25 protein-coding genes and 1 pseudogene are annotated in these 26358 nt (G+C 63.8%); 17 read left to right on the top strand and 9 right to left on the bottom strand.

Annotation, left to right across the window (positions count from 1 at the left end; all coding sequences use genetic code 11):
- Positions 1–13: 13 nt before the first annotated feature.
- The 12 genes and pseudogenes from AYB31_RS15725 (at position 14) to trpC (ending at position 13274) form a co-directional block, all read left to right on the top strand.
- Positions 14–2332 (top strand): PAS domain S-box protein, encoded by a 2319-nt coding sequence (locus AYB31_RS15725; RefSeq protein ID WP_068829638.1) that lies wholly within the window; start codon positions 14–16, stop codon positions 2330–2332.
- Entirely contained in the window at positions 2329–2958 is a 630-nt protein-coding gene (locus tag AYB31_RS15720; RefSeq protein WP_068829637.1) for a response regulator, read from the top strand. The genes AYB31_RS15725 and AYB31_RS15720 overlap by 4 nt, the downstream gene beginning before the upstream one ends.
- A gap of 281 nt (positions 2959–3239) precedes the next feature.
- Complete coding sequence (locus tag AYB31_RS15715; RefSeq protein ID WP_068829636.1) at positions 3240–4349, top strand: ABC transporter ATP-binding protein; 1110 nt, start codon at positions 3240–3242, stop codon at positions 4347–4349.
- 42 nt (positions 4350–4391) lie between these two features.
- A complete protein-coding gene (locus AYB31_RS15710) occupies positions 4392–5435 on the top strand; it encodes an ABC transporter substrate-binding protein (RefSeq protein WP_068829635.1) in 1044 nt (347 codons plus the stop codon).
- 123 nt (positions 5436–5558) lie between these two features.
- Positions 5559–6806: an ABC transporter permease gene (locus AYB31_RS15705; RefSeq protein ID WP_068829634.1), complete on the top strand. Its 1248-nt coding sequence runs from the start codon at positions 5559–5561 to the stop codon at positions 6804–6806.
- A gap of 16 nt (positions 6807–6822) precedes the next feature.
- Complete coding sequence (locus AYB31_RS15700; RefSeq protein ID WP_068829633.1) at positions 6823–7650, top strand: ABC transporter permease; 828 nt, start codon at positions 6823–6825, stop codon at positions 7648–7650.
- A 100-nt stretch (positions 7651–7750) separates the two neighbouring features.
- Positions 7751–8425 (top strand): ribulose-phosphate 3-epimerase, encoded by a 675-nt coding sequence (gene rpe / locus AYB31_RS15695; RefSeq protein WP_061242602.1) that lies wholly within the window; start codon positions 7751–7753, stop codon positions 8423–8425.
- A pseudogene (locus tag AYB31_RS15690) lies at positions 8422–9242 on the top strand (phosphoglycolate phosphatase). The gene rpe and the pseudogene AYB31_RS15690 overlap by 4 nt, the downstream one beginning before the upstream one ends.
- A gap of 69 nt (positions 9243–9311) precedes the next feature.
- Positions 9312–10790: an anthranilate synthase component I gene (gene trpE, locus AYB31_RS15685; protein ID WP_068829632.1), complete on the top strand. Its 1479-nt coding sequence runs from the start codon at positions 9312–9314 to the stop codon at positions 10788–10790.
- 11 nt (positions 10791–10801) lie between these two features.
- Entirely contained in the window at positions 10802–11395 is a 594-nt protein-coding gene (locus AYB31_RS15680) for an aminodeoxychorismate/anthranilate synthase component II (protein ID WP_068829631.1), read from the top strand.
- Complete coding sequence (gene trpD, locus AYB31_RS15675) at positions 11395–12441, top strand: anthranilate phosphoribosyltransferase (protein WP_068829630.1); 1047 nt, start codon at positions 11395–11397, stop codon at positions 12439–12441. The genes AYB31_RS15680 and trpD overlap by 1 nt, the downstream gene beginning before the upstream one ends.
- Positions 12438–13274, top strand: a complete 837-nt coding sequence (gene trpC / locus AYB31_RS15670) for an indole-3-glycerol phosphate synthase TrpC (protein WP_068829629.1) — start codon at positions 12438–12440, stop codon at positions 13272–13274. The genes trpD and trpC overlap by 4 nt, the downstream gene beginning before the upstream one ends.
- Positions 13275–13331: 57 nt before the next feature.
- Here the strand turns inward: trpC and crp are convergent, their stop codons facing one another.
- On the bottom strand, positions 13332–13976 hold the full coding sequence (gene crp / locus AYB31_RS15665) for a cAMP-activated global transcriptional regulator CRP (protein ID WP_068829628.1): 645 nt from the start codon (positions 13974–13976) through the stop codon (positions 13332–13334).
- A 238-nt stretch (positions 13977–14214) separates the two neighbouring features.
- On the opposite strand from crp, the gene AYB31_RS15660 reads away from it, so the two are divergent.
- A complete protein-coding gene (locus AYB31_RS15660) occupies positions 14215–14637 on the top strand; it encodes an OsmC family protein (protein ID WP_068829627.1) in 423 nt (140 codons plus the stop codon).
- A 46-nt stretch (positions 14638–14683) separates the two neighbouring features.
- Here the strand turns inward: AYB31_RS15660 and coq7 are convergent, their stop codons facing one another.
- Both coq7 and AYB31_RS15650 read right to left on the bottom strand, forming a co-directional pair.
- Positions 14684–15331, bottom strand: a complete 648-nt coding sequence (coq7, locus tag AYB31_RS15655) for a 2-polyprenyl-3-methyl-6-methoxy-1,4-benzoquinone monooxygenase (RefSeq protein ID WP_068829626.1) — start codon at positions 15329–15331, stop codon at positions 14684–14686.
- Between the two features lie 225 nt (positions 15332–15556).
- Positions 15557–15895: a histidine triad nucleotide-binding protein gene (locus AYB31_RS15650; protein ID WP_068829625.1), complete on the bottom strand. Its 339-nt coding sequence runs from the start codon at positions 15893–15895 to the stop codon at positions 15557–15559.
- Positions 15896–15965: 70 nt separating this feature from the next.
- On the opposite strand from AYB31_RS15650, the gene AYB31_RS15645 reads away from it, so the two are divergent.
- Positions 15966–17447 carry an AAA family ATPase gene (locus AYB31_RS15645; protein ID WP_068829651.1) on the top strand — a complete coding sequence of 494 codons (1482 nt, stop codon included), beginning with the start codon at positions 15966–15968 and terminating at the stop codon, positions 17445–17447.
- Here AYB31_RS15645 and AYB31_RS15640 read toward each other — a convergent pair whose 3' ends face one another.
- The 4 genes from AYB31_RS15640 to hemJ all read right to left on the bottom strand — a co-directional run bounded on the left by AYB31_RS15640 (position 17448) and on the right by hemJ (position 20709).
- The gene (locus tag AYB31_RS15640; RefSeq protein WP_068829624.1) at positions 17448–18254 is read right to left on the bottom strand and encodes an SDR family NAD(P)-dependent oxidoreductase; all 807 of its coding nucleotides are present in this window, start codon (positions 18252–18254) and stop codon (positions 17448–17450) included.
- 3 nt (positions 18255–18257) lie between these two features.
- Positions 18258–19217, bottom strand: a complete 960-nt coding sequence (locus tag AYB31_RS15635; RefSeq protein ID WP_068829623.1) for a DUF805 domain-containing protein — start codon at positions 19215–19217, stop codon at positions 18258–18260.
- Between the two features lie 85 nt (positions 19218–19302).
- Positions 19303–20265 (bottom strand): NAD(P)H-dependent flavin oxidoreductase, encoded by a 963-nt coding sequence (locus AYB31_RS15630; RefSeq protein WP_068829622.1) that lies wholly within the window; start codon positions 20263–20265, stop codon positions 19303–19305.
- A gap of 18 nt (positions 20266–20283) precedes the next feature.
- The gene (gene hemJ / locus AYB31_RS15625; RefSeq protein ID WP_068829621.1) at positions 20284–20709 is read right to left on the bottom strand and encodes a protoporphyrinogen oxidase HemJ; all 426 of its coding nucleotides are present in this window, start codon (positions 20707–20709) and stop codon (positions 20284–20286) included.
- Positions 20710–20824: 115 nt separating this feature from the next.
- On the opposite strand from hemJ, the gene argC reads away from it, so the two are divergent.
- A complete protein-coding gene (gene argC, locus AYB31_RS15620; RefSeq protein WP_068829620.1) occupies positions 20825–21859 on the top strand; it encodes an N-acetyl-gamma-glutamyl-phosphate reductase in 1035 nt (344 codons plus the stop codon).
- A gap of 163 nt (positions 21860–22022) precedes the next feature.
- Positions 22023–22373, top strand: a complete 351-nt coding sequence (erpA, locus tag AYB31_RS15615) for an iron-sulfur cluster insertion protein ErpA (RefSeq protein ID WP_068829619.1) — start codon at positions 22023–22025, stop codon at positions 22371–22373.
- Positions 22374–22462: 89 nt separating this feature from the next.
- Here erpA and AYB31_RS15610 read toward each other — a convergent pair whose 3' ends face one another.
- Positions 22463–23554: an anhydro-N-acetylmuramic acid kinase gene (locus tag AYB31_RS15610; RefSeq protein ID WP_068829618.1), complete on the bottom strand. Its 1092-nt coding sequence runs from the start codon at positions 23552–23554 to the stop codon at positions 22463–22465.
- Between the two features lies 1 nt (position 23555).
- Positions 23556–24980, bottom strand: a complete 1425-nt coding sequence (locus tag AYB31_RS15605) for a peptidoglycan DD-metalloendopeptidase family protein (protein ID WP_068829617.1) — start codon at positions 24978–24980, stop codon at positions 23556–23558.
- A 179-nt stretch (positions 24981–25159) separates the two neighbouring features.
- Between AYB31_RS15605 and tyrS the strand changes: the two genes are divergently transcribed.
- On the top strand, positions 25160–26358 hold a 1199-nt coding region (tyrS, locus tag AYB31_RS15600; RefSeq protein WP_068829650.1), incomplete at its 3' end, for a tyrosine--tRNA ligase.

Here is a 26358-nt window from a genome sequence, read left to right as displayed (position 1 = left end):
CCAGGCGGCGCCCTTGCGCTTGGCGCCGGCCGAGCAGGCCTGGCTGGCCGAGCACCCGCGGCTGCGCGTGGGCGTGGTGCTGCAGGCGCCGTATGCCGAGTACCGGCGGCGTCAGCAGCAGCTGAGCGGGCTTAGCGTCGAACTGACCGAAAAGCTGGCGGCGAGCCTGGGGGTCGAGCTGAGCTGGCGCAGCTTCGACAGCCAGCTAGCGCTGGAGGAGGCGCTGCGCGCCGGGCGCATCGATCTGGCGCCTGGCCTGCAGCAGAGCCCTGCCGGGCTGCGCCTCTGGCAATTCTCCGATCCTTATCTGCGCATTCCGCACCTGCTGGTCGGCGAGCGTGGCGGCGAAGTGGGCATCGATCTGGAGCAGCTCGGCGAGCAGGATGCGATTGCCGTGCGCGTGCCCAGCGCGGCGGCGGACTACCTGCGCAGCAACTACTTCAATCTGCAGCTACAGGCCGCGCCGTCCGACCGCGAGGCGCTGCGTGCGGTGCTGGCGCAGAAGGCGCGCTTTGCCGCGGTCGACCAGGCACAGCTCAGCCGTCTGGCGCAGGAGAGCGAATTCGCCAGCCTGCGTGTGCTGGCCGACGTCGGCCTGCCGCTATTGCTGCGCTTCGCCACCCGGCGCGATTGGCCGCAGCTCGGCAGCATCGTTCAGCAGGCCCTGCATGAGTTGCCGGCCGCAGAGCTGGAGCGTCTGCAACGCCGCTGGTTGACCGCTCGCACACCGGGGCTCGCCGACTCGCCGCGTTTCTGGCGCAGCCTGAGCGTGCTGCTCGGTTTGCTGCTGCTGGTGTGCATGGCGCTCTTGGTAGTGCTGCGTCGTCAGCGCGGTGGTCTGGAAAAGCGCTTGCTGGAAACCCGCCAGACTCTGGCCCAACGTGAGGTGGCCGAGGAAGCGCTGCGCCTGGCGCAGTTCTCCCTGGATCACAGCACGGTGGGCATCCTCTGGGTCAGCTGGGACGGGCGCGTGCGTTACGCCAACCAGGCGGTGGCCGGCATGCTCGGTTACAGCGAGGCGGCCATGGTCGACCGGCCCGTGCAGGACTTCGAACGCACGCTGGGCATGGATCGCTGGCTCAACCTGTGGCGGCGCGTACGCCAGCAGGAGGGCGCAGCCCTGAGTTTCGAGAGCCTCTGTCAACGCGCGGATGGCAGCGACATGCCCGCCGACGTGACCCTGGGTTTTCTGCGCTTTCGCGAGACCGAGTACCTGGTGGTCTACCTCAGCGACGCTACCGAACGGCGCCGCGCCCGCGCTGCGCTGGAGGAGAGCGAGGCGCGCCTGAAAGGTATCGCCGGCAACGTGCCGGGGCTGGTGTTCCGCCTGGAGCGGGCGCACCTCGACGCGCCGCCGGACTTCGCCTTCATCAGCGAGGGCTGCGAGCAGCTGGTCGGCTATCCGCCAGCCACCATCATGCATATCGACTTCGGCATCCGCAGCCTGGTCCACCCGGACGACCGTGCGTCCTACCACCGCACTCAGGACGCCGCGCTCGCCAACGCCAGCGACTGGCACTGGCAGGGCCGCATCCTCACCCGCGAGGGCCGGGTGCGCTGGGCCGACATCAAGTCGAGCGCACGCCAGCTGGGTGACGACCATGTGGTGTGGGACGGCGTGGTCTGGGACATCAGCGACAACAAGGCCATCGAACTGGAGCTGGCCGAGTCGCGGGCCCAGTTGCGCGAACTGTCGGCGCACCTGGAGAGCGTGCGCGAGGAAGAGAAGGCGCGCATCGCCCGTGAAGTGCATGACGAGCTGGGCCAGGTGCTCACCGTGCTCAAGCTGGAGACCTCGATGTGCGAGCTGGCCTTTGCCGGCCTCGACCCGGGCCTGCAGGCGCGCCTGGACAGCATGAAGAAGCTGATCGCCAACCTGTTCCAGCTGGTGCGCGACGTGGCCACCGCGCTGCGCCCGCCGATTCTCGATGCCGGCATCGCCTCGGCCATCGAGTGGCAGGTGCGGCGCTTCGAGGCGCGCAGCGGTATCGCCTGCCTGGTGCAGGTGCCGGAACAGCTGCCGAAGCTGTCCGATGCCAAGGCCGTCGGCCTGTTCCGTGTGCTGCAGGAGGCGCTGACCAATGTGCTGCGCCATGCCCAGGCGCATACGGTGGAGGTGTTGCTGGAGCTGGAAGGGGACGAATTGTGCCTGCGTGTCAGTGACGATGGTCGGGGTTTCGACCCGGTCGCCCAGCGCGCACAATCCTTCGGCCTGGTCGGCATGCGCGAGCGTGTGCTGATGCTTGGCGGCAGCCTGAACATTGACAGTCAGGCGGGCGAGGGCACCACACTCAGCGTGCGGGTGACATTGGACGAAGAGGTTCTAGCGTGATTCGAGTATTGGTCGCCGAAGACCACACCATTGTCCGTGAGGGCATCAAGCAACTGATCGGTCTGGCCAAGGACCTGCAGGTGGTCGGCGAAGCGAGCAACGGCGAGCAGTTGCTGGAAACCCTGCGCCAGACGCCCTGCGAGGTGGTGCTGCTGGATATCTCCATGCCTGGCGTCAACGGCCTGGAGGCGATCCCGCGGATTCGTGCGCTGGCTAACCCGCCGGCGGTGCTGGTGCTGTCCATGCATGACGAGGCGCAGATGGCCGCCCGCGCGCTGAAGATCGGCGCCGCCGGTTACGCCACCAAGGATAGCGACCCGGCGCTGCTGCTCACCGCCATTCGCAAGGTCGCCGGTGGCGGTCGCTACATCGATCCGGAACTGGCCGACCGCATGGTCTTCGAGGTGGGGCTGACCGATTCGAGGCCGCCCCATGCGCTGCTGTCCGAGCGCGAGTTCTCGGTGTTCGAGCGCCTGGTGCGCGGCGAGGGCGTCAACGAGATCGCCCTGCACCTGTCGGTCAGCAGCAAGACCATCAGCACGCACAAGGCGCGCCTGATGCAGAAGCTGGGTCTGCACTCGGTGGCCGATCTGGTGAAATACGCAGTGGAGCACAAGCTGCTCTGAGAACCCGTCTTGTATCTCTTGATCGTCAGCCATGCTGCGTTGGAGTTAGGCTCGGACTGCTCATTTACACCTCGTAAACTCCGCGTCCTCGCCTAACTCCGCCTTGCCTGGCTATAGCTCAAAAGATCCAAGACGGATTCTGGTAACTCTGCTGTGTCTGTAGGGCGATCCCTACAAGCTGTCGTCCTGCCGCCTTATAGCAATCTCTCATAGCGCCCGATTTGCGCTGCCTGTGCGACTTCCTAGTCTTACAGCACGGCAACCAGAACAAGGGCGCGGCAATGGCCGAGAATGCTTCCAGCGATGTGCTCGTCAGTTTCAAGGGCGTGCAGAAGAGCTACGACGGCGAAAGCCTGATCGTCAAAGACCTCAACCTGGACATCCGCAAGGGCGAGTTCCTCACCCTGCTCGGGCCGTCCGGTTCCGGCAAGACCACCAGCCTGATGATGCTGGCCGGCTTCGAGACGCCCACTGCCGGGGAGATCCTCCTCGCCGGGCGCTCGATCAACAACGTGCCGCCGCACAAACGCGACATCGGCATGGTGTTCCAGAACTACGCCCTGTTCCCGCACATGACGGTGGCCGAGAACCTGGCCTTCCCGCTGACCGTGCGTGGCATGAGCAAGACCGACGTTACCGAGCGGGTCAAACGCTCCCTCGGCATGGTCCAGCTCGACAGCTTCCGCAACCGCTACCCGGCGCAACTTTCCGGTGGCCAGCAACAGCGCGTGGCACTGGCCCGCGCGCTGGTGTTCGAGCCGCAACTGGTGCTGATGGACGAACCGCTCGGCGCGTTGGACAAGCAACTGCGCGAGCACATGCAGATGGAGATCAAGCACATCCACCAGCGCCTGGGCGTGACCGTGGTCTACGTGACCCACGACCAGGGCGAGGCGCTGACCATGTCCGACCGCGTGGCGGTGTTCCACCAGGGCGAGATCCAGCAGATCGCCCCGCCGCGCGAGCTCTATGAGGCCCCGCACAACACCTTCGTCGCCCAGTTCATCGGCGAGAACAACCGCCTGGCCGGCGAGCTGGTTGGCCGTGACGGTGAGCATTGCACGGTGCGCCTGGCGCGCGGCGAGCAGGTGCAGGCGCTGGCCGTGAAGGTCGGCGCGCAGGGCGAACCGGTGAGCCTGTCGATCCGTCCCGAGCGAGTGCGTATCAACGCCGCCAGCGAGAGCTGCGCCAACCGTTTCAGTGGTCGCGTGGCCGAATTCATCTACCTGGGCGACCACGTGCGCATCCGCATGGAGGTCTGCGGTAACCCCAGCTTCTTCGTCAAACAGCCGATCGCCGAGCTCGACCCCGCCCTGGGTGTGGGTGATGTGGTACCGCTCGGCTGGCATGTGGAGCACGTCAGGGCGCTCGATCCGCAGCTCGCGGAATGACGCCGGCTTTGTAGTACCAACCCTGCACTCTGGAGAAAAACAATGAGCACAGCTGTTCGCAGTACCTTTCGTATCGCCGCCCTGGCCTTTGGCCTGGCCGGCGCAACCCAGGCCATGGCCGCCGACCTGACCGTGATCTCCTTCGGCGGCGCCAACAAGAACGCCCAGGAAAAGGCCTTCTATGCGCCGTGGGAAGCGGCCGGCAAAGGCAAGATCGTCGCCGGCGAATACAACGGCGAGATGGCCAAGGTGAAGGCCATGGTCGACACCAACAGCGTGTCCTGGCACCTGGTGGAAGTGGAATCGCCGGAACTGGCCCGCGGCTGCGACGAAGGCCTGTTCGAGGAGCTCGATCCGGCCCTGTTCGGCAGCGCCGACGATTTCGTCGAAGGTGCCATCCAGCCTTGCGGCGTCGGCTTCTTCGTCTGGTCCACCGTGCTGGCCTACAACGCCGACAAGCTGGCTTCGGCGCCGACCGGCTGGGCCGACTTCTGGGATGTGAAGAAATTCCCAGGCAAGCGTGGTCTGCGCAAGGGCGCCAAGTACACCCTGGAATTCGCCCTGATGGCCGATGGTGTGAAACCGGCGGATGTCTATACCGTGCTGGCCACCAAGGAAGGTCAGGATCGCGCCTTCAAGAAACTCGACGAGATCAAGCCGAGCATCCAGTGGTGGGAAGCTGGTGCGCAGCCGCCGCAGTTCCTCGCCTCGGGTGACGTGGTCATGAGCTCCGCCTACAACGGCCGCATCGCTGCCGTGCAGAAGGAAAGCAACCTGCAGGTGGTGTGGAACGGCGGCATCTACGACTTCGACTCCTGGGCCATCCCGAAAGGTGCCAAGGATGCCGACGCCGCCAAGGCCTTCGCCGCCTTCAGCGTGCAGCCCGAGCAGCAGAAGGTCTACTCCTCGAACATCGCCTACGGCCCGGCCAACAAGAAGGCGGTCGAGTTGCTCGACCCGGCGCTGCTCAAGGACATGCCGACCACCCCGGAAAACATCGCCAACCAGGTGCCGATGAACGTGACCTTCTGGGCCGACTACGGCGAGCAGCTGGAGCAACGCTTCAACGCCTGGGCCGCGAAGTAAGTATCCCGTGCAGTGCCCCCTTCGCATGAAGGGGTTTGGTAGGAGGAGCGTCCCCCCGCTCCTCTCGAACCCTCGCCCGCGGTTGGGCGAGGGTGCTTTATCCCGGTGTTTCTGGAGCCTGCGATGGCCACTACCGCTACCCTGATCGACGCCTCCGGGCTGACCCTGAAGCAGAAGCTGGCCCGTGCCGAGCGCCTCAACCGGCTCAAGGCCCAGGGGCTGATCCTGCCGCTGCTGATATTCCTGTTTGCGGTGTTCCTGCTGCCGATCGGCATCCTGCTGTACAAGAGCGTGGAAAACCCCGAAGTGGTGGGCAGCCTGCCGCGCACCGTCGACGCCATCGCGAGCTGGGATGGCCGTGGTCTGCCGCAGGAGCCGGTCTATCGCGCACTGGCCGACGACCTGGCCGAAGCGCGCAAGCAGCAGACCATCGGCGACCTGTCCAAGCGCATGAACATGGAGCTGGCCGGCTATCGCAGCCTGATGGCCAAGACCGGTCGTGCCCTGCCGTTCAAGCAGCAGCCGGAGTCGTACAAAGATGCTCTGGAAAGCCTCGACGAGCGCTGGGGCGACCCGGCCTACTGGCAGGTGATCCGGCGCAACAGCTCTGCCTTCACCCCCTATTACCTGCTGGCCGCCCTCGACCATCGCATCGACGACCTGGGCGAGTTGACGGCCGCCACCCCGGACCAGGCCATCTACCTGGACATCTTCGCGCGCACCTTCTGGATGGGTGTGGTGATTACCGTCATCTGCCTGTTGCTGGCCTATCCGCTGGCCTACCTGCTGGCCACCTTGCCGACCCGTACCAGCAACCTGCTGATGATCCTGGTGCTGCTGCCGTTCTGGACCTCGATCCTGGTGCGTGTAGCCGCCTGGATCGTGCTGTTGCAGTCCGGTGGCCTGATCAACGGTGCGCTGATGGCCATGGGCATCATCGATGAGCCACTGCAGCTGGTATTCAACCGCGCCGGGGTCTACGTGAGCATGGTCCACATCATGCTGCCGTTCATGATCCTGCCGATCTACAGCGTGATGAAGGGCATCTCGCCCAGCTACATGCGTGCGGCGATTTCCCTGGGCTGCCACCCCTTCGCCAGCTTCTGGCGGGTGTATTTCCCGCAGACCCTGGCCGGCGTCGGCGCCGGTTGCCTGCTGGTGTTCATCCTGTCCATTGGCTACTACATCACCCCGGCACTGCTGGGCAGCCCGAGCGACCAGATGATCAGCTACTTCGTCGCCTTCTACACCAACACCACCATCAACTGGGGCATGGCCACGGCCCTCGGCGGCCTGCTGCTGTTCGCCACCATGCTGCTCTACGTGGTGTACAGCTGGCTGGTCGGCGCCAGCCGCCTGCGTCTGGGTTGATCAGGAGAACATCGAGATGCTGAGTCCCTACAAGTCCCCGATCGAATGCGCCTGGTTCTGGACCCACCGCAGCCTGTGCGCGCTGGTGCTGCTGTTCCTGATCCTGCCGGTGCTGGTGATCATCCCGCTGTCGTTCAACTCCGGCAGCTTCCTGGTCTATCCGCTGCAGGGCTTCTCGCTGCGCTGGTACGAGACCTTCTTCAGCTCGGCCGAATGGATGCGCGCTTTGAAGAACAGCCTGATCGTCGCCCCGGCGGCGACCCTGCTGGCGATGGTCTTCGGCACCCTGGCTGCCATCGGCCTGACCCGTGGCGAGTTCCGCGGCAAGGCGCTGGTGATGAGCCTGCTGATTTCGCCGATGGTGGCGCCGGTGGTCATCGTCGGCGTGGCCAGCTACCTGTTCTTCGCTCCGCTGGGCCTGGGCAACAGCTACACCGGGTTGATCCTGGTACACGCGGTGCTCGGCGTGCCCTTCGTCATCATCACGGTGTCGGCCACGTTGCAGGGCTTCAATTACAACCTGGTGCGCGCCGCCGCCAGCCTGGGTGCTTCGCCACTGCTGGCGTTCCGCAAGGTGACCTTGCCGCTGATCGCCCCCGGCGTGATCTCCGGTGCGTTGTTCGCCTTCGCTACCTCCTTCGATGAAGTGGTGGTCACCCTGTTCCTCGCCGGCCCCGAGCAGGCCACCCTGCCGCGGCAGATGTTCAGCGGCATCCGCGAGAACCTGTCTCCGACCATCGCCGCCGCCGCGACCCTGCTGATCGGCTTCTCCATCGTTCTGCTGCTGACCCTGGAGTGGCTGCGCGGGCGCAGTGAGAAAATGCGCACCTCAATTCCTGAGTAGCGTTCGACCATGGTCGATGCGGTCTACTGACGCATGACAGCGGCCCCGCGGGCCGACTCAGGCTACAATCGCGGCACTGTGATTGAAGCCTGAGGCCACCATGCAACCCTTCGCCATCGCCCCGTCGATTCTCTCCGCCGATTTCGCCCGTTTGGGCGAGGAAGTCGACAACGTCCTCGCCGCCGGCGCCGACATCGTCCACTTCGACGTGATGGACAACCACTATGTGCCCAACCTGACCATCGGCCCGATGGTCTGCTCGGCGCTGCGCAAGTACGGCATTACCGCGCCGATCGACGCGCACCTGATGGTCAAGCCGGTCGATCGCATCATCGGCGACTTCATCGAGGCCGGCGCCAGCTACATCACCTTCCACCCGGAAGCCTCCGAGCACATCGACCGTTCCCTGCAGCTGATCAAGGCAGGCGGTGCCAAGGCCGGCCTGGTGTTCAACCCGGCCACCCCGCTGGACGTGCTCAAGTACGTGATGGACAAGGTCGACATGATCCTGCTGATGAGCGTCAACCCCGGCTTCGGCGGGCAGAAGTTCATCCCCGGCACCCTCGACAAGCTGCGTGAAGCGCGCGCGCTGATCGATGCCAGCGGCCGCGAGATTCGCCTGGAGATCGATGGTGGGGTCAATGTGCAGAACATTCGCGAGATCGCCGCGGCAGGCGCCGACACCTTCGTCGCCGGCTCGGCCATCTTCAACCAGCCCGACTACAAGGCCGTGATCGACGCCATGCGCGCCGAGCTGGCCCAGGTGCGCGGCTGAGCATGCTGCGCGAGCTGTTCGACGGCGCCTTGCCGCGCCTGGTGATGTTCGATCTGGATGGCACCCTGGTGGACTCGGTGCCTGATCTGGCCGCCGCCGTGGACCGCATGCTGGTGCAGCTCGGGCGTGCGCCGGCCGGTGTCGAGAAGGTCCGCGACTGGGTCGGCAATGGCGCCCGGGTCCTGGTGCGCCGGGCCCTGGCCGATCATATCGAGCATGCGTCCATCGACGAGGCCGAAACCCAGCAGGCGCTGGAACTGTTCAACGAGGCCTACGCCGGCAGCCACAACCTGAGCCGCGTCTACCCTGGCGTCGGCGACTGCCTGGAGTGGCTCAAGCAGCAGGGCGTCGAACTGGCGCTGATCACCAACAAGCCGGAGCGTTTCGTCGCGCCTCTGCTGGACGAAATGCGCCTGGGCAGCTTCTTCCGCTGGATCATCGGTGGCGACACCCTGCCGCAGCAGAAGCCGGACCCGGCGGCGTTGCTGCATGTGCTGCGCCTGGCCGGCGTCGAGCCGGGGCACGCCCTGTTCGTCGGCGACTCGCGCAGCGATGTGCTCGCCGCGCGCGCCGCCGAAGTGCCCTGCGTGGCACTCAGCTATGGCTACAACCACGGCCGGCCGATTGCCGAGGAAGGGCCGGCGCGGGTGCTCGACGACCTGCGCCAGCTGCTGCCTGGTTGCGCGGGCGAGGGCGCTGGGGTAATGTCCCCGGACTCCCCTGATTCCCCCTCGCACGAGACAGCATCGTGGTAGTTGCCCACAAACACTGGATGAAACTGGTCAAGGCCCTGGCCCGCTGGCGCTGGCGCGCCTGATTTCCTCCTGGCCGGTCGTTCCGGCGCGTTTGCCCAACTCCCGTTTACCCTCCTCACGAGGCTGTGTGCATGACCCGCGAAGAATTCCTGCGTTTGGCCGCCGACGGCTACAACCGCATTCCGCTTGCCTTCGAAACCCTGGCTGACTTCGACACCCCGCTGTCGATCTACCTCAAGCTGGCCGATACCCCCAACTCCTACCTGCTGGAGTCCGTGCAGGGCGGCGAGAAGTGGGGCCGTTACTCGATCATCGGCCTGCCGGCGCGCACCGTGCTGCGTGTGCATGGCCATCACGTCAGCGTCAGCGTCGACGGCGTCGAAACCGAAAGCCTGGACTGTGACGACCCGCTGACCTTCGTCGAGCAGTTCAAGGCGCGCTATAACGTTCCCACCATTCCCGGCCTGCCACGCTTCAACGGCGGTCTGGTGGGCTACTTCGGCTACGACAGCGTGCGTTACGTGGAGAAGAAGCTGGCGCAATGCCCCAATCCCGATCCGCTGGGCACGCCGGATATCCTGCTGATGGTCTCGGATGCGGTCGTCGTGTTCGACAACCTGGCCGGCAAGATGCACGCCATCGCCCTGGTCGATCCAGCCCAGGCCGACGCCTTCGAGCAGGGCCAGGCGCAGCTGCGCGAGCTGCTGGGCAAGCTGCGCCAGCCGATCACTCCGCGTCTGGGCGTGGACCTGGCCAGGGCCGCCGGCCCGGAGCCGGACTTCGTCTCCAGCTTCAAGCGTGACGACTACGAGGCGGCGGTCGACGCCATCAAGGAGTACATCCTGGCCGGCGACTGCATGCAGGTGGTGATTTCCCAGCGCATGTCGATTCCGTTCAAGGCCGCTCCCATCGACCTGTACCGTGCGCTGCGCTGCATCAACCCGACGCCCTACATGTACTTCTTCAACTTCGGTGATTTCCACGTAGTCGGCAGCTCGCCCGAGGTGCTGGTGCGGGTCGAGGACAACCTGGTCACCGTGCGTCCGATCGCCGGTACCCGCCCGCGCGGCGCTACCGAAGAAGCCGATCTCGAATTGGAGAAGGACCTGTTGTCCGATGCCAAGGAGATCGCCGAGCACCTGATGCTGATCGACCTCGGCCGTAATGACGCCGGTCGTGTCTCCTGCACCGGCACGGTGAAGGTCACCGAGCAGATGGTGATCGAGCGCTATTCCAACGTCATGCACATCGTTTCCAACGTCACCGGCCACCTGAAGGAAGGCCTGAGCGCGATGGACGCCCTGCGCGCCATCCTGCCGGCCGGCACCCTGTCCGGCGCGCCCAAGGTCCGGGCGATGGAAATCATCGACCAGCTGGAGCCGGTCAAGCGCGGTGTCTACGGTGGCGCCGTGGGTTACCTGGCGTGGAACGGCAACATGGACACCGCCATTGCGATTCGTACCGCGGTGATCAAGGACGGCGAGCTGCACGTGCAGGCCGGCGCCGGCATCGTCGCCGACTCGCAGCCTGCGCTGGAGTGGGAAGAAACCCTGAATAAGCGCCGTGCCATGTTCCGCGCGGTCAGCCTCGCCGAACAGTCCGTAGAGTAAGGGAGCCCACCATGCTGCTGATGATCGACAACTATGACTCCTTTACCTACAACGTGGTGCAGTACCTGGGCGAGCTGGGTGCCGATGTCCATGTGATCCGTAACGATGAACTCACGGTCGCCGAGATCGAGGCGCTCAAGCCCGAGCGCATCGTGGTCTCGCCGGGCCCTTGCACGCCGACCGAGGCGGGTGTGTCCATCGAGACCATCCTGCATTTCGCCGGCAAGCTGCCGATCCTCGGCGTGTGCCTGGGCCACCAGAGCATCGGCCAGGCCTTCGGCGGTGACGTGGTGCGCGCGCGCCAGGTGATGCACGGCAAGACCAGCCCGGTGTTCCATGAGGACAAGGGCGTGTTCGCCGGCCTCAACATGCCGCTCACCGTGACCCGCTACCATTCCCTGGTGGTCAAGCGCGAGACCCTGCCGGACTGCCTGGAGATGACTGCGTGGACCCAGCACGCGGACGGCTCCGTGGACGAGATCATGGGCCTGCGTCACAAGACCCTGAACATCGAGGGCGTGCAGTTCCACCCGGAATCCATCCTCACCGAACAGGGTCACGAACTGCTGGCCAACTTCCTCAAACAGCAAGGTGGAGTGCGCTGATGGACATCAAGGAAGCCCTCAATCGGGTGGTCAACCAACTGGACTTGAGCACCGCCGAGATGCAGGACGTGATGCGTCTGATCATGACCGGACAGTGCACCGACGCGCAGATCGGCGCCTTCCTCATGGGCATGCGCATGAAGAGCGAGACCATCGACGAGATAGTCGGGGCCGCCACCGTCATGCGTGAACTGGCCTCGCCGGTGCAGATCGACGCCGAGCGCATCGTCGACACCTGCGGCACCGGCGGCGACGGTATGAACGTGTTCAACGTCTCCACCGCTGCCGCCTTCGTGGTCGCCGCGGCTGGCGGTCGGGTGGCCAAGCACGGCAACCGCGCGGTATCCGGCAAAAGCGGCAGCGCCGACCTGCTGGAGGCGGCCGGGGTCTATCTCAATCTGAAGCCGGAGCAGGTGGCGCGCTGCGTCGAGTCTGTTGGCGTCGGTTTCATGTTCGCCCCGGCCCATCATGGGGCCATGAAGCATGCCATCGGCCCGCGCCGCGAGCTGGGCCTGCGTACCCTGTTCAACATGCTCGGCCCGATGACCAATCCGGCCGGGGTCAAGCACCAGGTTATCGGCGTGTTCAGCCAGGCGCTGTGCCGGCCGATGGCCGAGGTGCTGCAGCGTCTCGGTAGCCAGCACGTGCTGGTGGTGCACGCCACCGATGGCCTGGATGAGGTCAGCCTGGCCGCTCCGACCCATGTTGCCGAACTGAAGGATGGCGTGGTCAGCGAGTACCGCATCCAGCCGGAGGACTTCGGCATCCGTAGCCAGAGCCTGATCGGCCTGACTGTCGAGGGCGCCCAGGAGTCGCTGGCGCTGATCCGCGATGCCCTCGGCAAGCGCAAGACCGAGAATGGCCAGAAGGCCGCCGACATGATCGTGCTCAATGCCGGCGCGGCGCTGTACGCCGCCGATCTGGCGACTAGCCTCAAGGAAGGCGTGCAGCTGGCCCAGGATGCCCTGCACACCGGTCTGGCCTGGGAGAAGCTGGACGAGCTGGTTTCCTTTACCGCTGTATTTCGCGTGGAGAACGAAGGGTGAGCATTCCAACCGTGCTGGAGAAGATCATCGCCCGCAAGTTCGAGGAAGTGACCGAGCGCAGTGCGCGGGTCAGCCTGGCCGAACTTGAAGCTCAGGCGCGCGTTGCCGATGCGCCGCGCGGTTTTGCCCGTGCCCTGCAGGAGCGTGCGGCTCACAAGCAGGCGGCGGTGATTGCCGAGATCAAGAAGGCCTCGCCGAGCAAGGGCGTGCTGCGCGAGCACTTCGTGCCGGCCGAAATTGCCAAGAGCTACGAGGACGGCGGTGCGGCCTGCCTGTCGGTGCTGACCGACATCGACTTCTTCCAGGGTGCCGACGAGTACCTGCAGCAGGCGCGTGCGGCCTGCTCGCTGCCGGTGATCCGCAAGGACTTCATGGTCGATCCCTATCAGATCGTGGAGGCCCGTGCGCTGGGCGCCGATTGCGTGCTGCTGATCGTTTCCGCGCTGGAGGACGGACGCATGGCCGAGCTGGCCAGCGTGGCCAAGGAGCAGGGGCTCGATGTACTGGTCGAGGTGCATGACGCCGATGAGCTGGAGCGTGCCCTCAAACACCTCGATACTCCGCTGGTGGGGATCAACAACCGCAACCTGCACACCTTCGAGGTCAGCCTGGAAACCACCCTCGACCTGCTGCCACGCATCCCGCGCGATCGCCTGGTGGTCACCGAGAGCGGCATCCTCAGCCGTGCTGACGTCGAGCTGATGGAGATCAGCGAGGTTTACGCCTTCCTGGTCGGTGAGGTGTTCATGCGCGCCGAGGATCCGGGCACGGAGTTGAAGCGCCTGTTCTTCCAGGGCGGTAGCCGCGTGGTGCTGGGCGCCGATCCGGACTGACTCCAGCGCTTAATAAAAAGCCCGCCAATCGGCGGGCTTTTTCATGGTGCAGGTGGATCAGCGAGTGCCGAATACCACCATGGTCTTGCCTTTTACATGCACCAGGCCCTGTTCCTCCAGGGACTTGAGTACGCGGCCGACCATTTCGCGGGAGCAGCCGACGATACGGCCGATTTCCTGGCGGGTGATCTTGATCTGCATGCCGTCCGGGTGGGTCATGGCGTCCGGTTGCTTGCACAGGTCAAGCAGGGTGCGGGCGACACGGCCGGTGACGTCGAGGAAAGCCAGGTCGCCAACCTTGCGCGTGGTGTTGCGCAGGCGGTCGGCCATCTGGCTGCCCAGGGCGTAGAGGATTTCCGGGTCCTGTTGGGTCAGTTCGCGAAACTTGGCGTAGCTCAGCTCTGCCACTTCGCACTCGGTCTTGGCCCGTACCCAGGCGCTGCGTTCCTTCTCGGTGCCTTCCTTTTCGAACAGGCCCATCTCGCCGAAGAAATCACCGGGATTGAGATAGGCGATGATCATCTCGCGACCATCGTCATCCTCGATCAGGATGGTGACGGAGCCCTTGATGATGAAGAACAGGGTCTCGCAACGATCCCCTGCATAGATGATGGTGCTCTTGGCCGTATAACGACGGCGGTGACAGTGCGCGAGCAGCTTGTCGAGATTTTTTATCTTAGGTGTAAGGGTAATAGCGACCATGCCCGAGTCCCGAAAAAGTGAGTAAGCCTTTGTCCAGCAGGCGAATTTCTTATTAGTTATCCGAACAAGTGTGCCAGTAATCCGCCGCCAGCTTAACAGACGATCAGGGGTGGGCAATGCCAAAATGCGACACAGCTAACACTGAGCATGGCCCATTGCCCACGAAACGACTGCTCAGGGCTGATCTGGAGCGCTGTGCTAAGCTAGCGCGCATTTTTTCGGGCAGTGGAGTCAGGCGATGAAAGCACGCATTCAGTGGGCCGGTGAGGCCATGTTCCTCGGCGAATCCGGCAGCGGCCATGTCGTGGTCATGGATGGCCCGCCCGAGGCCGGTGGGCGTAACCTGGGTGTGCGGCCGATGGAGATGGTGCTGCTGGGCCTCGGTGGCTGCAGCAATTTCGATGTGGTCAGCATCCTCAAGAAGTCGCGTCAGCCGGTGGAAAGCTGCGAAGCCTTCCTCGAAGCCGAACGCGCCGATGAAGACCCCAAGGTGTTCACCAAGATCCACCTGCATTTCGTGGTCAAGGGTCGCGGCCTCAAGGACGCGCAGGTCAAGCGCGCAGTGGAGCTGTCGGCGGAGAAGTATTGCTCGGCTTCGATCATGCTTGGCCGCGCCGGTGTCGAGATTACCCACGATTACGAAATCGTCGAGCTCGGTTAAGTTCGGCAGATATGAAAAAGGCGCCTCAGGGCGCCTTTTCTTTGTTTCAGATTCGATAGGTGCTCTTGGTCATCACCTTGGACAGCAGGCTCATGCCCAGCTTGACCGGCGCCGGGAAGCGCAGGCCTCCAGCCTCCAGGGCGCTGGTGGAGTGCTGCTGCTCGTCCTCACGCATCTGCTCGAGAATTGCTCGGGTCTTGGCGTCGTCCTGGGGGATCTGCTCCAGATGCTCGTCGAGGTGTTTGACCACCTGGTCTTCGGTGGCGGCTACGAAGCCCAGGCTGACCTTGTCGCTGATCAGCCCGGCCATGGCGCCGACGCCGAAGGACAGCCCGTAGAACAGTGGGTTGAGCACGCTCGGGCTGCTACCCAGCTCGCGGATGCGCTGCTCGCACCAGGCCAGGTGATCGATTTCTTCGTCGGCGGCATGTTCCATGGCCTTGCGCACCTGCGGCAGCTTGGCCGTCAGCGCCTGTCCCTGGTACAGGGCCTGGGCGCAGACCTCGCCGGTATGATTGATGCGCATCAGTCCGGCGACATGGCGGGCCTCGTCGTCGCTCAGCTCGGCTTCGTTCTGCACGATGGCTGGTGACGGTCGCGCAGGGGCGCCGCTGAAGGGCAGCAGGGTGCGCATGGCGGCATCGGCCTGCATCAGCAGACGGTCGAGGGGGGAAAACTGGCGTTCGTGGCTCATGGCCTTCTCCATGCAAAGCATGTCGGCAGTTTACCTGAAGGTTCGGCCAGAAAATTGACCGGCGACAAGAGGCCGCAATGCCCTCAGAACCTGTCCACGATCTGCTGCGCGTCGGAAAAACTGCGTTAAAAGTGCCTTCGGAATGCTCATTTACCACTCGTAAGCTGCGCTTCCTCAGTCACTTTTGCCTTGTTTTCTCTAGCTCGCGAGATCGTGAACAGATTCTCAGCCCGGTGGCCAGTGCATCTGCCGTTGACCGAGCACGTGCATGTGGATGTGGTGCACGGTCTGTCCGCCCAGGTCGTTGCAGTTCATCACCACGCGAAAACCTTCACTGCAGCCCAGCTCGCTCGCCAGGCGCTGGGCGGTGTAGAGGATGTGGCCGGCCAGTGGGCGATCATCCTCGTTGAGCTCTGTGAGCGTGGAGATATGCCGCTTGGGGATGACCAGAAAGTGCACCGGTGCCTGCGGGCCTATGTCGTGAAAGGCCAGCACCTGGTCGTCCTCGTAGAGTTTGCGGGCCGGTATTTCGCCGGCGACGATGCGGCAGAACAGGCAGTCCATGAGCTTTCCTCCGATCGCTTTGGGTATTCTGCGAGTCTAGTTAGGCCGATCGACTGCACAAGGGGTGCGCGTGAAGAACGATATTCATGACCTGGGGCTGGTGCTGGACTCGCGGGTCAAGCTGGTGGTGATCGAGTCCTGGGATGAGCCCAGGGTGCTGGAAACCCTGACCTCGCTGGCAATCAAGCGCAATCTTGGGGTCTACACCTGGGCCGTGACCGAAGGCCTGCAGCGCCTGGCCTTCGGTGGCGAACCGGTGGGTGAACTCGATAGCCGCGAACCGGAACAGGCGCTGCGCCTGATCAAGGCCGACCCGACGCCGAGCCTGTATGTGCTGTGCGATCTGCATCCGTTCCTGGCCGATGAACCCAAGCTGGTGCGCCTGCTCAAGGAAATCGCCATGAACGAGGCACCGCACAAACCGACCCTGGTGCTGGTGTCCCATGCCCTCAAGCTGCCGCCCGAGGTGCAACGCTATGCCGCGCGCTTCAGCCTGGCACTGCCCACGGAGGAGGAGCTGCTCGCCATCGTGCGCGAGGAGGCCACGCGCTGGAGCGAGCGCAATCGCGGCGCCCGCGTACGCACCGACAACCGCACGCTGCAGCAGGTGGTGAAGAACTTGCGCGGCATGAGTCATGCCGAGGCTCGGGCCCTGGCGCGCAACGTGATCTGCGACGACGGTGCCATCACCCAGGAAGACCTGCCGGAGCTGAACAAGGCCAAGTTCCAGTTGCTCGACCTGGAGGGCGTGCTCAGCTTCGAGTACGACACCGCTCGTTTCGCCGAGGTAGGAGGGCTGAGCAATCTCAAGCGCTGGCTGGCCGAGCGGCAAGACATCTTCCTCAACGGCAAGGGCGCCGATGTGCCGCGCGGCATGCTGCTGGTCGGTGTGCAGGGTGGCGGCAAGAGCCTGGCGGCTAAGGCCGTGGCGGGGCTCTGGGGCCTGCCACTGCTGCGCCTGGACTTCGCCAGTCTGTACAACAAGTTCTTCGGCGAGACCGAGCGTAACCTGCGCGAGGCGCTGAAGCTGGCCGAGCAGATGGCGCCTTGCGTGCTGTGGATGGACGAGATCGAGAAAGGCCTGGCCAGCGGCGACAACGACGATGGCGTCAGCCAGCGGGTCCTCGGTACCTTGCTGACCTGGATGGCCGAGCGTAAGGCGCCGGTGTTCATGGTCGCCACAGCCAACGCCATTCACCGTCTGCCGCCGGAGCTGGTGCGCAAGGGGCGCTTCGACGAGTTGTTCTTCGTCGACCTGCCAGATGCCGAGGTGCGTGCGGATATTTTCGCCATTCACTTGCGCCGCCGCGACCTGGACCCCGCGCAGTTCGATCTGGCCGACCTGGCCGCGGCCTGCAGCGGTTTCTCCGGCGCGGAGATCGAGCAGGTGGTGGTCAGCGCCCTGTACGCTGCACAGGCGCGTCAGCAGGCTGTGGATCAGGCGCTGTTGCTGGCCAATATCCACAGCACCGCTCCGCTGTCGGTGGTGATGGCCGAAGACCTGGCGGCCCTGCGCACCTGGGCCAAGGCCCGCACGGTGAGTGCCGGGTAGTCAGGACTGCTCGGTGGGCGTGCGTGGCAGCAGGGTACGCATCATGCGCATGGCGATGCGCCGCACCAGTGCTCGCGGCGTCACGCGTAGCAACTGCGGTACCAGGCGATGGCGCCAGCCAGGGATGATGATGGCGCGGTTCTTCTCCAGGCCGCGCATGGCGATCAGGGCGATCTGTTCCGGGCTGGCCAGTTGCTGGTGTCGTTCCAGCCCCTCGCTGCGTAACTGCGCACGGCGGAAGAAGGCGGTGGCCACCGGCCCCGGGCAGAGCGCCGAGACCTTGACCCCGAAGGGGGCCAACTCGCTGCGCAGTGCCTCGGAGAAATGCAGCACGTAGGCCTTGCTGGCGAAGTAGTTGGCCATCAGTGGCCCCGGCTGAAAGGCTGCGAGGGAGGCGATATTGAGAATCTGCCCATTGCCGCGCTGCTGCATCTGTCCGCCGATGGCGTGGCACAGTCGACTCAGGGCCAGGATATTGAGCTCGATCAACTCCTGCTCGCGGCGCCAGTCCTGTTCGACGAACAGCCCGGCGCTGCCGATGCCGGCGTTGTTCACCAGCAGGTCGATATGCCGCTCGCTGTCTTCCAGTTCCTGGATCAGTCCACCGACCTGCAGCGGTTCGCTCAGATCACAGACGCGAAACAGCGCTTCGACGCCGAAGCGCTGGCTCAACTCGCAGGCAATGCTCTCTAGCGCGTCGCGCTGGCGTGCCACCAGGATCAGGTTGTGCCCGCGCCGGGCCAGGGCTTCGGCCAGGGCCAGGCCGAGGCCGCTGGAGGCGCCCGTGACCAGCGCGTAGGTGGACATCCGTTACATGCCTGCGCGCGCGAGGTAGTCCTGATAGGCCGGAATAGCGATGGCGGCCAGGATGCCCAGTACCGGAACCAGCAGCCAGAGTGCGGCGAGTACCTTGACCCCTGTGCTGTTCGGCGGTGGCGGCGGGCCGTAGCGGTTGGCCGCGTTGGTGCCCGGCACCACCAGCATGAGCAGCGCTATGACGAAGCCAGCAATTGGCACCAGTTGCAACAGGTAGAGCCAGCCGGACCAGCCGATGTCATGCAGGCGCTGCACGCCAAGGAAGACACTGGCGACCAGTGCACCGATGCCGACAATGCCCATCAGGATCATGGCCACGGTGTCGGAAATGACGAAGCCCATGGCGGCCACCCCGTACAACAGTGCTGCGGCGAACATCAGGGCCATTGACCAGGCCAGATAGCGCAGGCGGCCAATACGCCCCTCCAGGGTAAACACTCGCAAGTCGCCAAACTCGGGTAGCACATCGCCAACCTCTGCCTGCGGCGGACTGTAGGGCGAAGGCTGGGCTGTGCTCGCTGCTGGCGCAGCGGGACTTTCCTGCGGCGTGGGTTGCTGTGCCTGACGGGCCAGGTATTTCTCGATGATGACGCCGCAGGCCGAGCACTCGGCGGACTTGGGTTGCGAGTGGCCGCATTTCGGGCACTCCATGGTGACCGCCGATTCGCTGCTCGGCTCATCCTGGCGGTGATCCTCGGTGTCCATCAGGCTTAGCTGAATACCTTCGCTTTCCTTGCGCACCAAGGCTCCGGCCTTTTGCAGGGCCGCCAGGTATTTGTCCGCTTCCGCCTCGGCCAGATCGCGTTTGAGTGCGACCGGCGAACCGCTGAACAGTGCATCTATCTTGCTCTGTTCACTCTTGAACAGGCGGGCGAGGTTTTCCTTTACGGTTTCCAGTGCCATGTCCGGCATGAGCTGGCCGTCGAAGACGATCTTGTAGCGTGCTTCGGTCATGCGTGCGTCCTTGTCGAGTGTTGGAATGCCAGAAGACTAGGGGTTGGCCCGGGGCTGAACAAGCACCCGCTGGGCAATTATCTGTTCAGCGTGGCCAGTTCCTGGCCAGCTGGGTGGCGTGGCCCTGGGCGGCGCGGTACTCGGCGTCCAGGCGCGCCACCAGCTCGGCTACCGACGGCAGGTCACCGATGCCGCCGACGCCCTGACCTGCGGACCATACGGTTTTCCAGGCCTTGGCCTCGTCATTGATGGGTTTGAGCTTCTCGCCGTAATTGACATCACCTTTGTCTTGCAGGCGCTGAAGATCGTAGCCGGCGCGCTCCAGGCTCTGGCGCATGAAGCTGGCCGGCACGCCGGAGACGGCCGGGGTGTGCACGATGTCGGCGGCGCGAGCGTCGAGAATCATCTGCTTGTAGTCGGCGTCGGCATTGCTCTCGCGGGTGGCGATGAAGCGTGTGCCCATATAGGCCAGGTCGGCACCGAGCATCTGGGCGGCAAGCACTTCGTGGCCATGATTCAGACAGCCCGAGAGCAGCAGGGTCTTGTCGAAGAACTGGCGGATCTCGGCGATCAGGGCGAAGGGGCTCCAGGTGCCGGCATGCCCGCCCGCACCTGCGGCCACGGCGATCAGGCCATCGACGCCGGCCTCGGCCGCTTTCTCCGCGTGACGGCGAGTGGTGACGTCGTGGAACACCAGGCCGCCGTAGCTGTGCACCGCGTCCACCACTTCCTTGACTGCGCCAAGGCTGGTGATCACCACCGGTACCTTGTGTTCCACGCAGATGGCCAGGTCGGCCTGCAGGCGCGGGTTGCTGCCGTGGACGATCAGGTTGACCGCATAGGGTGCGGCATCGGCTGCCAGGCCTGCCTCGATCTCTTCCAGCCAGGCCTTGAAACCACTGCTGTCGCGCTGGTTCAGCGCAGGGAAACTGCCCACTATGCCGCTGTTGCAGCAGGCCAGCACCAGTGGCGGGGTAGACACCAGGAACATCGGGGCGGCCACCAGAGGCAGGCGCAGGCGTCGATCGAACAGGGCGGGCAGGGACATGGGTATTTCCTCTTGTTCTCAGAAGGGTTTCACCACCACCAGAATTACGATCGCCAGCAGAAACAATACCGGCACCTCGTTGAACCAGCGGTAGTACACATGGCCGCGTGCGTTCTCGCCGCGGGCGAAGCGTTTGAGCTGGGCGCCACAGACACGGTGATACGCCACCAGCAGCAGAACCAGCGTCAACTTGGCATGTAGCCAGCCCATCTGCAGCCAGGCCGGATTGAGGTAGAGCAACCAGGCGCCGAGCAGGATGGTGGCGATCATCGAGGGATTCATGATGCCGCGATACAGCTTGCGTTCCATCACGCAGAACCGCTCGTGGCTGGGCTCGTCCGTGGCCATGGCGTGATAGACGAACAGGCGCGGCAGATAGAACAGACCGGCGAACCAGCAGACCAGGGCGATGATGTGCAGGGCCTTGACCCAGAGATAGAGCATCGAAGCTTCCTTATAACTGTCTGTTGCCGATAGTAGAGAAAGCCGTGGCCGTGCGTCACCTGCCCGCTTGGCTTATCATCGCAGCCTTTCTCAACTGCGCAGCGAGGGGCAGGCAATGGTCAAGGTCGGAATCGTCGGCGGCACGGGCTACACCGGGGTGGAGTTGCTGCGCCTGCTGGCTCAGCATCCGCAGGCCGAAGTAGCGGTGATCACCTCGCGCTCCGAGGCCGGGGTCAAGGTCGCCGACATGTATCCCAACCTGCGCGGCCACTATGACAACCTGGCCTTCAGCGTGCCGGATGTGGCGACCCTGGGTGCCTGTGACGTGGTGTTCTTCGCCACCCCGCACGGCGTGGCCCATGCCCTGGCAGGTGAATTACTGGCGACCGGCACCAAGGTCATCGACCTGTCTGCCGACTTCCGCCTGCAGGATGCCGAGGAGTGGGCCAAGTGGTACGGCCAGCCGCATGGCGCGCCGGAGCTGCTGCCGGAGGCGGTCTACGGCCTGCCGGAAGTCAATCGTGAAGCGATCAAGGGCGCGCGCCTGATTGCGGTGCCGGGGTGTTATCCGACCGCCACTCAGCTGGGCCTGATTCCGTTGCTGGAGGCCGGGCTGGCCGAGCCGAGTCAACTGATCGCCAACTGCGCTTCCGGTGTCAGCGGTGCCGGTCGCGGAGCCAAGGTCGGCTCGCTGCTGTGCGAGGCCAGCGAAAGCATGATGGCCTATTCGGTGAAAGGCCATCGCCACCTGCCGGAAATCACCCAGGGCCTGCGTCGTGCCGCTGGCTGTCCGGTCGGTCTGACCTTCGTGCCGCACCTGGCGCCGATGATTCGCGGCATCCACGCCACCCTGTACGCCACCGTCGCCGATCGTGGCGTGGACCTGCAGGCGCTGTTCGAGCAGCGTTATGCCAACGAGCCTTTTGTCGATGTGATGCCGGCCGGCAGCCATCCGGAGACCCGCAGCGTGCGCGGCGCGAATGTCTGTCGCATCGCTGTGCATCGCCCTCAGGGTGGTGAGTTGGTGGTGGTGCTATCGGCCATCGACAACCTGGTCAAGGGCGCATCCGGTCAGGCCGTGCAGAACATGAATATCCTGTTCGGTCTGGATGAGCGCCTGGGCTTGGCCCACGCTGCGTTGCTGCCCTGATCGGTCGCGCGCCCACGGTGCTTGAAATGGCTGTGGGCGGGCCTATCTAAGCGGTAGGTCGATGCACGCTGTCGCGCAATAATTGACCAATTTGCTCGGGTAAGCGGATAATCGTCACCCATGCAGTACGTAACATGGCGCCTGGCGCCGGGAGATCAGCAAGATGAGCGTCGAAACCTTCACTCCAACCCCTCTGCTTTTCACCCAGGGTGCGGCGAACAAAGTGAAGAATCTGGTCGATGAAGAGGGCAATCCACGCTTGAAGCTGCGAGTGTTCGTCACCGGCGGAGGCTGCTCGGGTTTCCAGTACGGCTTCACCTTCGATGAGGATGTGGCCGACGACGACACGATCGTCGAGCGCGAAGGCGTCAGCCTGGTAGTCGACCCGATGAGCTTCCAGTACCTGGCCGGTGCCGAGGTGGATTATCAGGAGGGGCTGGAAGGTTCGCGCTTCGTGATCAACAACCCCAATGCCACTACTACCTGTGGCTGTGGTTCGTCCTTCTCGATATGAGTCTCTTTCCACGAAAAAGCCGCGCTGATGCGCGGCTTTTTCGTTTGTGTCCTTTCAAAGAGATGCTTGAGGCAGAGCTTGGCAAGTCTTCAGGCGGGGTAGATGGCACCCAGTATGCGCGGTCCCTTGGCACCACTGACACTGGGGCGATTGGCTGGTATGCGCTCCAGGCAGCAATGGGCCAGCCAGGCGAAAGCCATGGCTTCGACCCAGTCCGGGGGTACGCCGCGCGTTGCAGTACTGCTGACCAGGCAGTCGGGGAGCAATTGCTGCAGACGTTGCATTAGCGTCGAGTTGTGCGCGCCGCCACCGCACACAAGCAGCTCGCGTGTGGCTGGCTGGGCCTGCAGCAACGATTCGACGATGCTGCGCGCGGTCAGCTCCAGCAGGGTACGCTGCACATTGGCCGGAGCCAGCTCCGGAAGGGCTGCCAGGTGGCCTTCCAGCCAGGTCAGGTTGAATAGCTCGCGTCCGGTGCTCTTCGGGCCCTGGCCGGCGAAGAATGGATCGCGCAGTAATCTGTTCAGCAGCCCTTCGTTCAGCCTGCCACTGGCCGCCCAGGCACCGCTGTGGTCGAAGGTCACGCCTTGATGCTTTCCGATCCAGGCATCCAGCAACACATTGCCTGGGCCGCAGTCGAAGCCGCGCACCGGTTGCCCGGAATCGATCAGGCTGAGATTGCTGAAACCGCCGACATTCAGCACCGCGCTGGGTGCGCCATGGTTATCGAACAGCGCTTCATGGAAGGCCGGCACCAGGGGCGCGCCCTGACCACCTGCAGCGACGTCGCGGCGGCGAAAGTCGGCGACTACATCGATGTTGGTCAGCTCGGCCAGAAGCGCGGGATTGCCGATCTGCACGGTAAAGCCGCGCGCCGGCTCATGGCGCACGGTTTGCCCGTGGCTGCCAATGGCACGGATGTCGGCGGTATCCAGCCCTTGCTGGCTCAGCAGTTCATGGATGCCGGCGGCTGCCAGCTCGACCCAATGCTGCTCGGCAATGGCAGCACGCGCCAACTCGTCTGGCCCCGAGCTGCACAGGGCGAGGAGTTCGGCGCGTAACGCGTCCGGCATGGGCAGGTAATGGTGGGCGAGCAGTGTGGGATGTTTGTCCTGCTCGATCAGAGCGATGTCCAGTCCATCTAGGCTGGTACCAGACATCACCCCCAGGTAGCGCGGCATATCAGGGCTTGAGCATGGCCAGTTGAGTGGCCTTCTCCTGGTCCATCCGTGCCATCAGCGGCTTGCTCAGCTGCATGAAGCGCTGCTTTTCACCGCTTGGGATGGGATCGGCCATGGGCAGCTTCTGGCTGAGCGGATCGACATGGCGGCCATTGACCTGGAACTCGTAGTGCAGGTGTGGCCCGGTGGACAGGCCAGTGGTGCCGATGTAGCCAATGATCTGCCCTTGCTTGACGCTGACGCCAGTGCGAATGCCCTTGGCGAAGCCCTGCATGTGGCCATAGAGGGTCTTGTAGCTGCTGCCGTGCTGGATGATCACTGCATTGCCGTAACCACCGCGACGCCCGGCCAGCAGCACCTTGCCGTCACCGGCTGCCTTGATCGGCGTACCGCGTGGCGCGGCATAGTCCACGCCTTTGTGGGCGCGGATCTTGTTCAGGATCGGGTGCTTGCGGCCCATGGAGAAGCGCGAGCTGATGCGTGCGAAGTCCACCGGAGTGCGGATGAAGGCTTTGCGCATGCTCATGCCGTCCGCGTTGTAATAGCTGCTGACGCCCTGCTTGTTGGTGTAGCGCACGGCAGTGTAGGTCTTGCCTCGGTTGGTGAAGCGGGCGGAGAGGATATTACCGCTGCCGACTCGCTTGCCGTTGATGACCTGTTCCTCGTAGATCAGCTCGAACTCATCGCCGCCGCGGATGTCCTGGGCGAAGTCGATGTCGTAGCCGAAGACGTTGGCCAGATCCATGGTCAGGCTGTGCGATAGACCCGCACGCTTGGCCGCGAGAAACAGGGAGCTTTCAATGACGCCGTGGGCGTAGGCAGTCCGCAGGTCGGGTTTGACCAGTTCGCGTTTGAAGGTAAAACCTTCGTCGCTGCGATTCAGGCTGATGGTTTCCAGATCGTCGAGCTTGCTGCTCAAGCGCTCCAGCCTGCCAGTGCTGTCCAGTTTGAAGTCCAGCACCTGGCCAATCTTTAGGCGGCCGAAGCGCTTTGCTTCTTTGCTACTGTTCAAGGCTGCATGCAGGGCGTTGGCATCCAAGCCGACCTGTGCGAATACGGTCGACAGCGTATCGCCGTTGGCGACGGTAACGCTCTTCTGCAACGGATCGATGGGTTGGCTAAGTAGACTTTCTTCTTTCTTCTTATCCGCGTCTGAACCGGCGCTGTTCTTATTGTCGGCGAGGTTGGCATCGGCGAAAGGCGATGTGCCTCGGTCCCCACTCGCTTGGTCGGGTCGGAGATCATCCTTCTCCTGCAGGATCTGCTCTGCGCCGTTGTCCAGCTCGAGGTTCAGGTAGGTTTTCTTCGCCTCGACTTCGCGTGATGGGAACACCAGCAAGGCCAGGCTCAGCAGCGCCGCTATGCCGCTGGCCGCCAGCAAGTGGCTCCGCGGATAGGACGTGGCTTTAGGTACGGAATGCGTCATGGCTCAGGGTGTTTCTTGGAAGAGGGCATTAACTGTCTAAAATATAATCAAATTTCTCTATAGGCAACCCTTGAGCCGGGATATCGGCCGGGCGGCCGGCGCGCGCGCCAGAGCTTGTAATTGGTCAGTGATCTTGTATGGTTGGTTCCCTTTTGTTTTCGAGTGGCATGAGTCCTGTCATGAAGTCGGTTGAAGAGCAGCTGGCGCTGATCAAGCGTGGCGCCGAAGAGGTTCTGGTTGAGTCCGAGCTGGTTGAGAAGCTCAAGCGCGGTGAGCCGCTGCGTATCAAGGCGGGCTTCGATCCGACTGCGCCGGATCTGCACCTTGGTCATACCGTGCTTATTAATAAGCTGCGCCAGTTCCAGGATCTCGGGCATCAGGTGATTTTCCTGATCGGTGACTTCACGGGGATGATCGGTGATCCCAGTGGCAAGAGCGCGACACGGCCGCCGCTGACTCGTGAGCAGGTTCTCGATAATGCCGAAACCTATAAAACCCAGGTGTTCAAGATCCTCGATCCGGCCAAGACCGAGGTGGCGTTCAACTCGACTTGGATGGATCAGCTGACGCCTGCTGACTTCATTCGCCTGTCCTCGCAGTACACCGTGGCGCGGATGCTGGAGCGCGACGACTTCCAGAAGCGCTATGCCGGTAACCAGCCTATCGCCATCCACGAGTTCCTTTATCCGCTGGTTCAGGGCTATGACTCGGTGGCGCTGCGTGCGGATGTGGAGCTGGGTGGTACCGATCAGAAGTTCAATCTATTGATGGGGCGCGAACTGCAGCGATCATACGGGCAGGCATCCCAGTGCATTGTCACCATGCCGCTTCTCGAAGGGCTGGATGGCGTGAAGAAGATGTCCAAGTCGCTGGGCAACTATATAGGTATCCAGGAAGCGCCTGGGGTGATGTACAACAAGCTGGTTTCGATGCCGGACTCCTTGATGTGGCGTTACTTCGAGCTGCTCAGCTTCCGTTCCATGGCGGAGATCGAGCAGTTCAAGGCGGACGTGGCGGCGGGTGCCAATCCGCGCGACATCAAGATCAAGCTGGCCGAGGAGATTGTTGCACGCTTCCATGGTGACGAGGCTGCGGCTAGCGCTCATCGCTCTGCTGGTAATCGCTTGAAGGATGGTGAGCTGCCGGAAGATTTGCCAGAGATGGAGTTGCTCTCTTCCGAGGATATGCCTGTTTCGGCCGTCCTTAATAAGGCAGGCCTGGTGAAGAATGCAGCTGCGGCTCGTGATCTACTGGGCGCTGGTAGTGTCAAGGTGGATGGCGAGGTGGTTGATCGTGGCTTTGTATTCCGGCTGGGCTGCAGCTATGTCTGTCAGGCTGGAAAGAAGGCCTTCGCCCGCATATCGCTAAAGGCAGAATG

It is taken from the genome of Pseudomonas sp. BMS12 (assembly GCF_001592875.1).
Classification (GTDB): domain Bacteria; phylum Pseudomonadota; class Gammaproteobacteria; order Pseudomonadales; family Pseudomonadaceae; genus Aquipseudomonas.
This window is presented reverse-complemented; position numbering and strand designations above follow the sequence as displayed.

What these genes read in the sequence shown, in the direction of transcription:
- AYB31_RS15700 (WP_068829633.1), top strand. Translation starts at nt 6,823, where the DNA reads ATGCTGAGTCCCTACAAGTCCCCGATCGAATGCGCCTGGTTCTGGACC.
- AYB31_RS15650 (WP_068829625.1), bottom strand. Translation starts at nt 15,895, where the DNA reads ATGGACTGCCTGTTCTGCCGCATCGTCGCCGGCGAAATACCGGCCCGC.
- AYB31_RS15715 (WP_068829636.1), top strand. Translation starts at nt 3,240, where the DNA reads ATGGCCGAGAATGCTTCCAGCGATGTGCTCGTCAGTTTCAAGGGCGTG.
- AYB31_RS15635 (WP_068829623.1), bottom strand. Translation starts at nt 19,217, where the DNA reads ATGACCGAAGCACGCTACAAGATCGTCTTCGACGGCCAGCTCATGCCG.
- AYB31_RS15680 (WP_068829631.1), top strand. Translation starts at nt 10,802, where the DNA reads ATGCTGCTGATGATCGACAACTATGACTCCTTTACCTACAACGTGGTG.
- AYB31_RS15610 (WP_068829618.1), bottom strand. Translation starts at nt 23,554, where the DNA reads ATGCCGCGCTACCTGGGGGTGATGTCTGGTACCAGCCTAGATGGACTG.
- AYB31_RS15605 (WP_068829617.1), bottom strand. Translation starts at nt 24,980, where the DNA reads ATGACGCATTCCGTACCTAAAGCCACGTCCTATCCGCGGAGCCACTTG.
- trpD (WP_068829630.1), top strand. Translation starts at nt 11,395, where the DNA reads ATGGACATCAAGGAAGCCCTCAATCGGGTGGTCAACCAACTGGACTTG.
- argC (WP_068829620.1), top strand. Translation starts at nt 20,825, where the DNA reads ATGGTCAAGGTCGGAATCGTCGGCGGCACGGGCTACACCGGGGTGGAG.
- trpE (WP_068829632.1), top strand. Translation starts at nt 9,312, where the DNA reads ATGACCCGCGAAGAATTCCTGCGTTTGGCCGCCGACGGCTACAACCGC.
- hemJ (WP_068829621.1), bottom strand. Translation starts at nt 20,709, where the DNA reads ATGCTCTATCTCTGGGTCAAGGCCCTGCACATCATCGCCCTGGTCTGC.
- coq7 (WP_068829626.1), bottom strand. Translation starts at nt 15,331, where the DNA reads ATGAGCCACGAACGCCAGTTTTCCCCCCTCGACCGTCTGCTGATGCAG.
- crp (WP_068829628.1), bottom strand. Translation starts at nt 13,976, where the DNA reads ATGGTCGCTATTACCCTTACACCTAAGATAAAAAATCTCGACAAGCTG.
- AYB31_RS15630 (WP_068829622.1), bottom strand. Translation starts at nt 20,265, where the DNA reads ATGTCCCTGCCCGCCCTGTTCGATCGACGCCTGCGCCTGCCTCTGGTG.
- AYB31_RS15705 (WP_068829634.1), top strand. Translation starts at nt 5,559, where the DNA reads ATGGCCACTACCGCTACCCTGATCGACGCCTCCGGGCTGACCCTGAAG.
- AYB31_RS15640 (WP_068829624.1), bottom strand. Translation starts at nt 18,254, where the DNA reads ATGTCCACCTACGCGCTGGTCACGGGCGCCTCCAGCGGCCTCGGCCTG.
- erpA (WP_068829619.1), top strand. Translation starts at nt 22,023, where the DNA reads ATGAGCGTCGAAACCTTCACTCCAACCCCTCTGCTTTTCACCCAGGGT.
- AYB31_RS15660 (WP_068829627.1), top strand. Translation starts at nt 14,215, where the DNA reads ATGAAAGCACGCATTCAGTGGGCCGGTGAGGCCATGTTCCTCGGCGAA.
- AYB31_RS15710 (WP_068829635.1), top strand. Translation starts at nt 4,392, where the DNA reads ATGAGCACAGCTGTTCGCAGTACCTTTCGTATCGCCGCCCTGGCCTTT.
- rpe (WP_061242602.1), top strand. Translation starts at nt 7,751, where the DNA reads ATGCAACCCTTCGCCATCGCCCCGTCGATTCTCTCCGCCGATTTCGCC.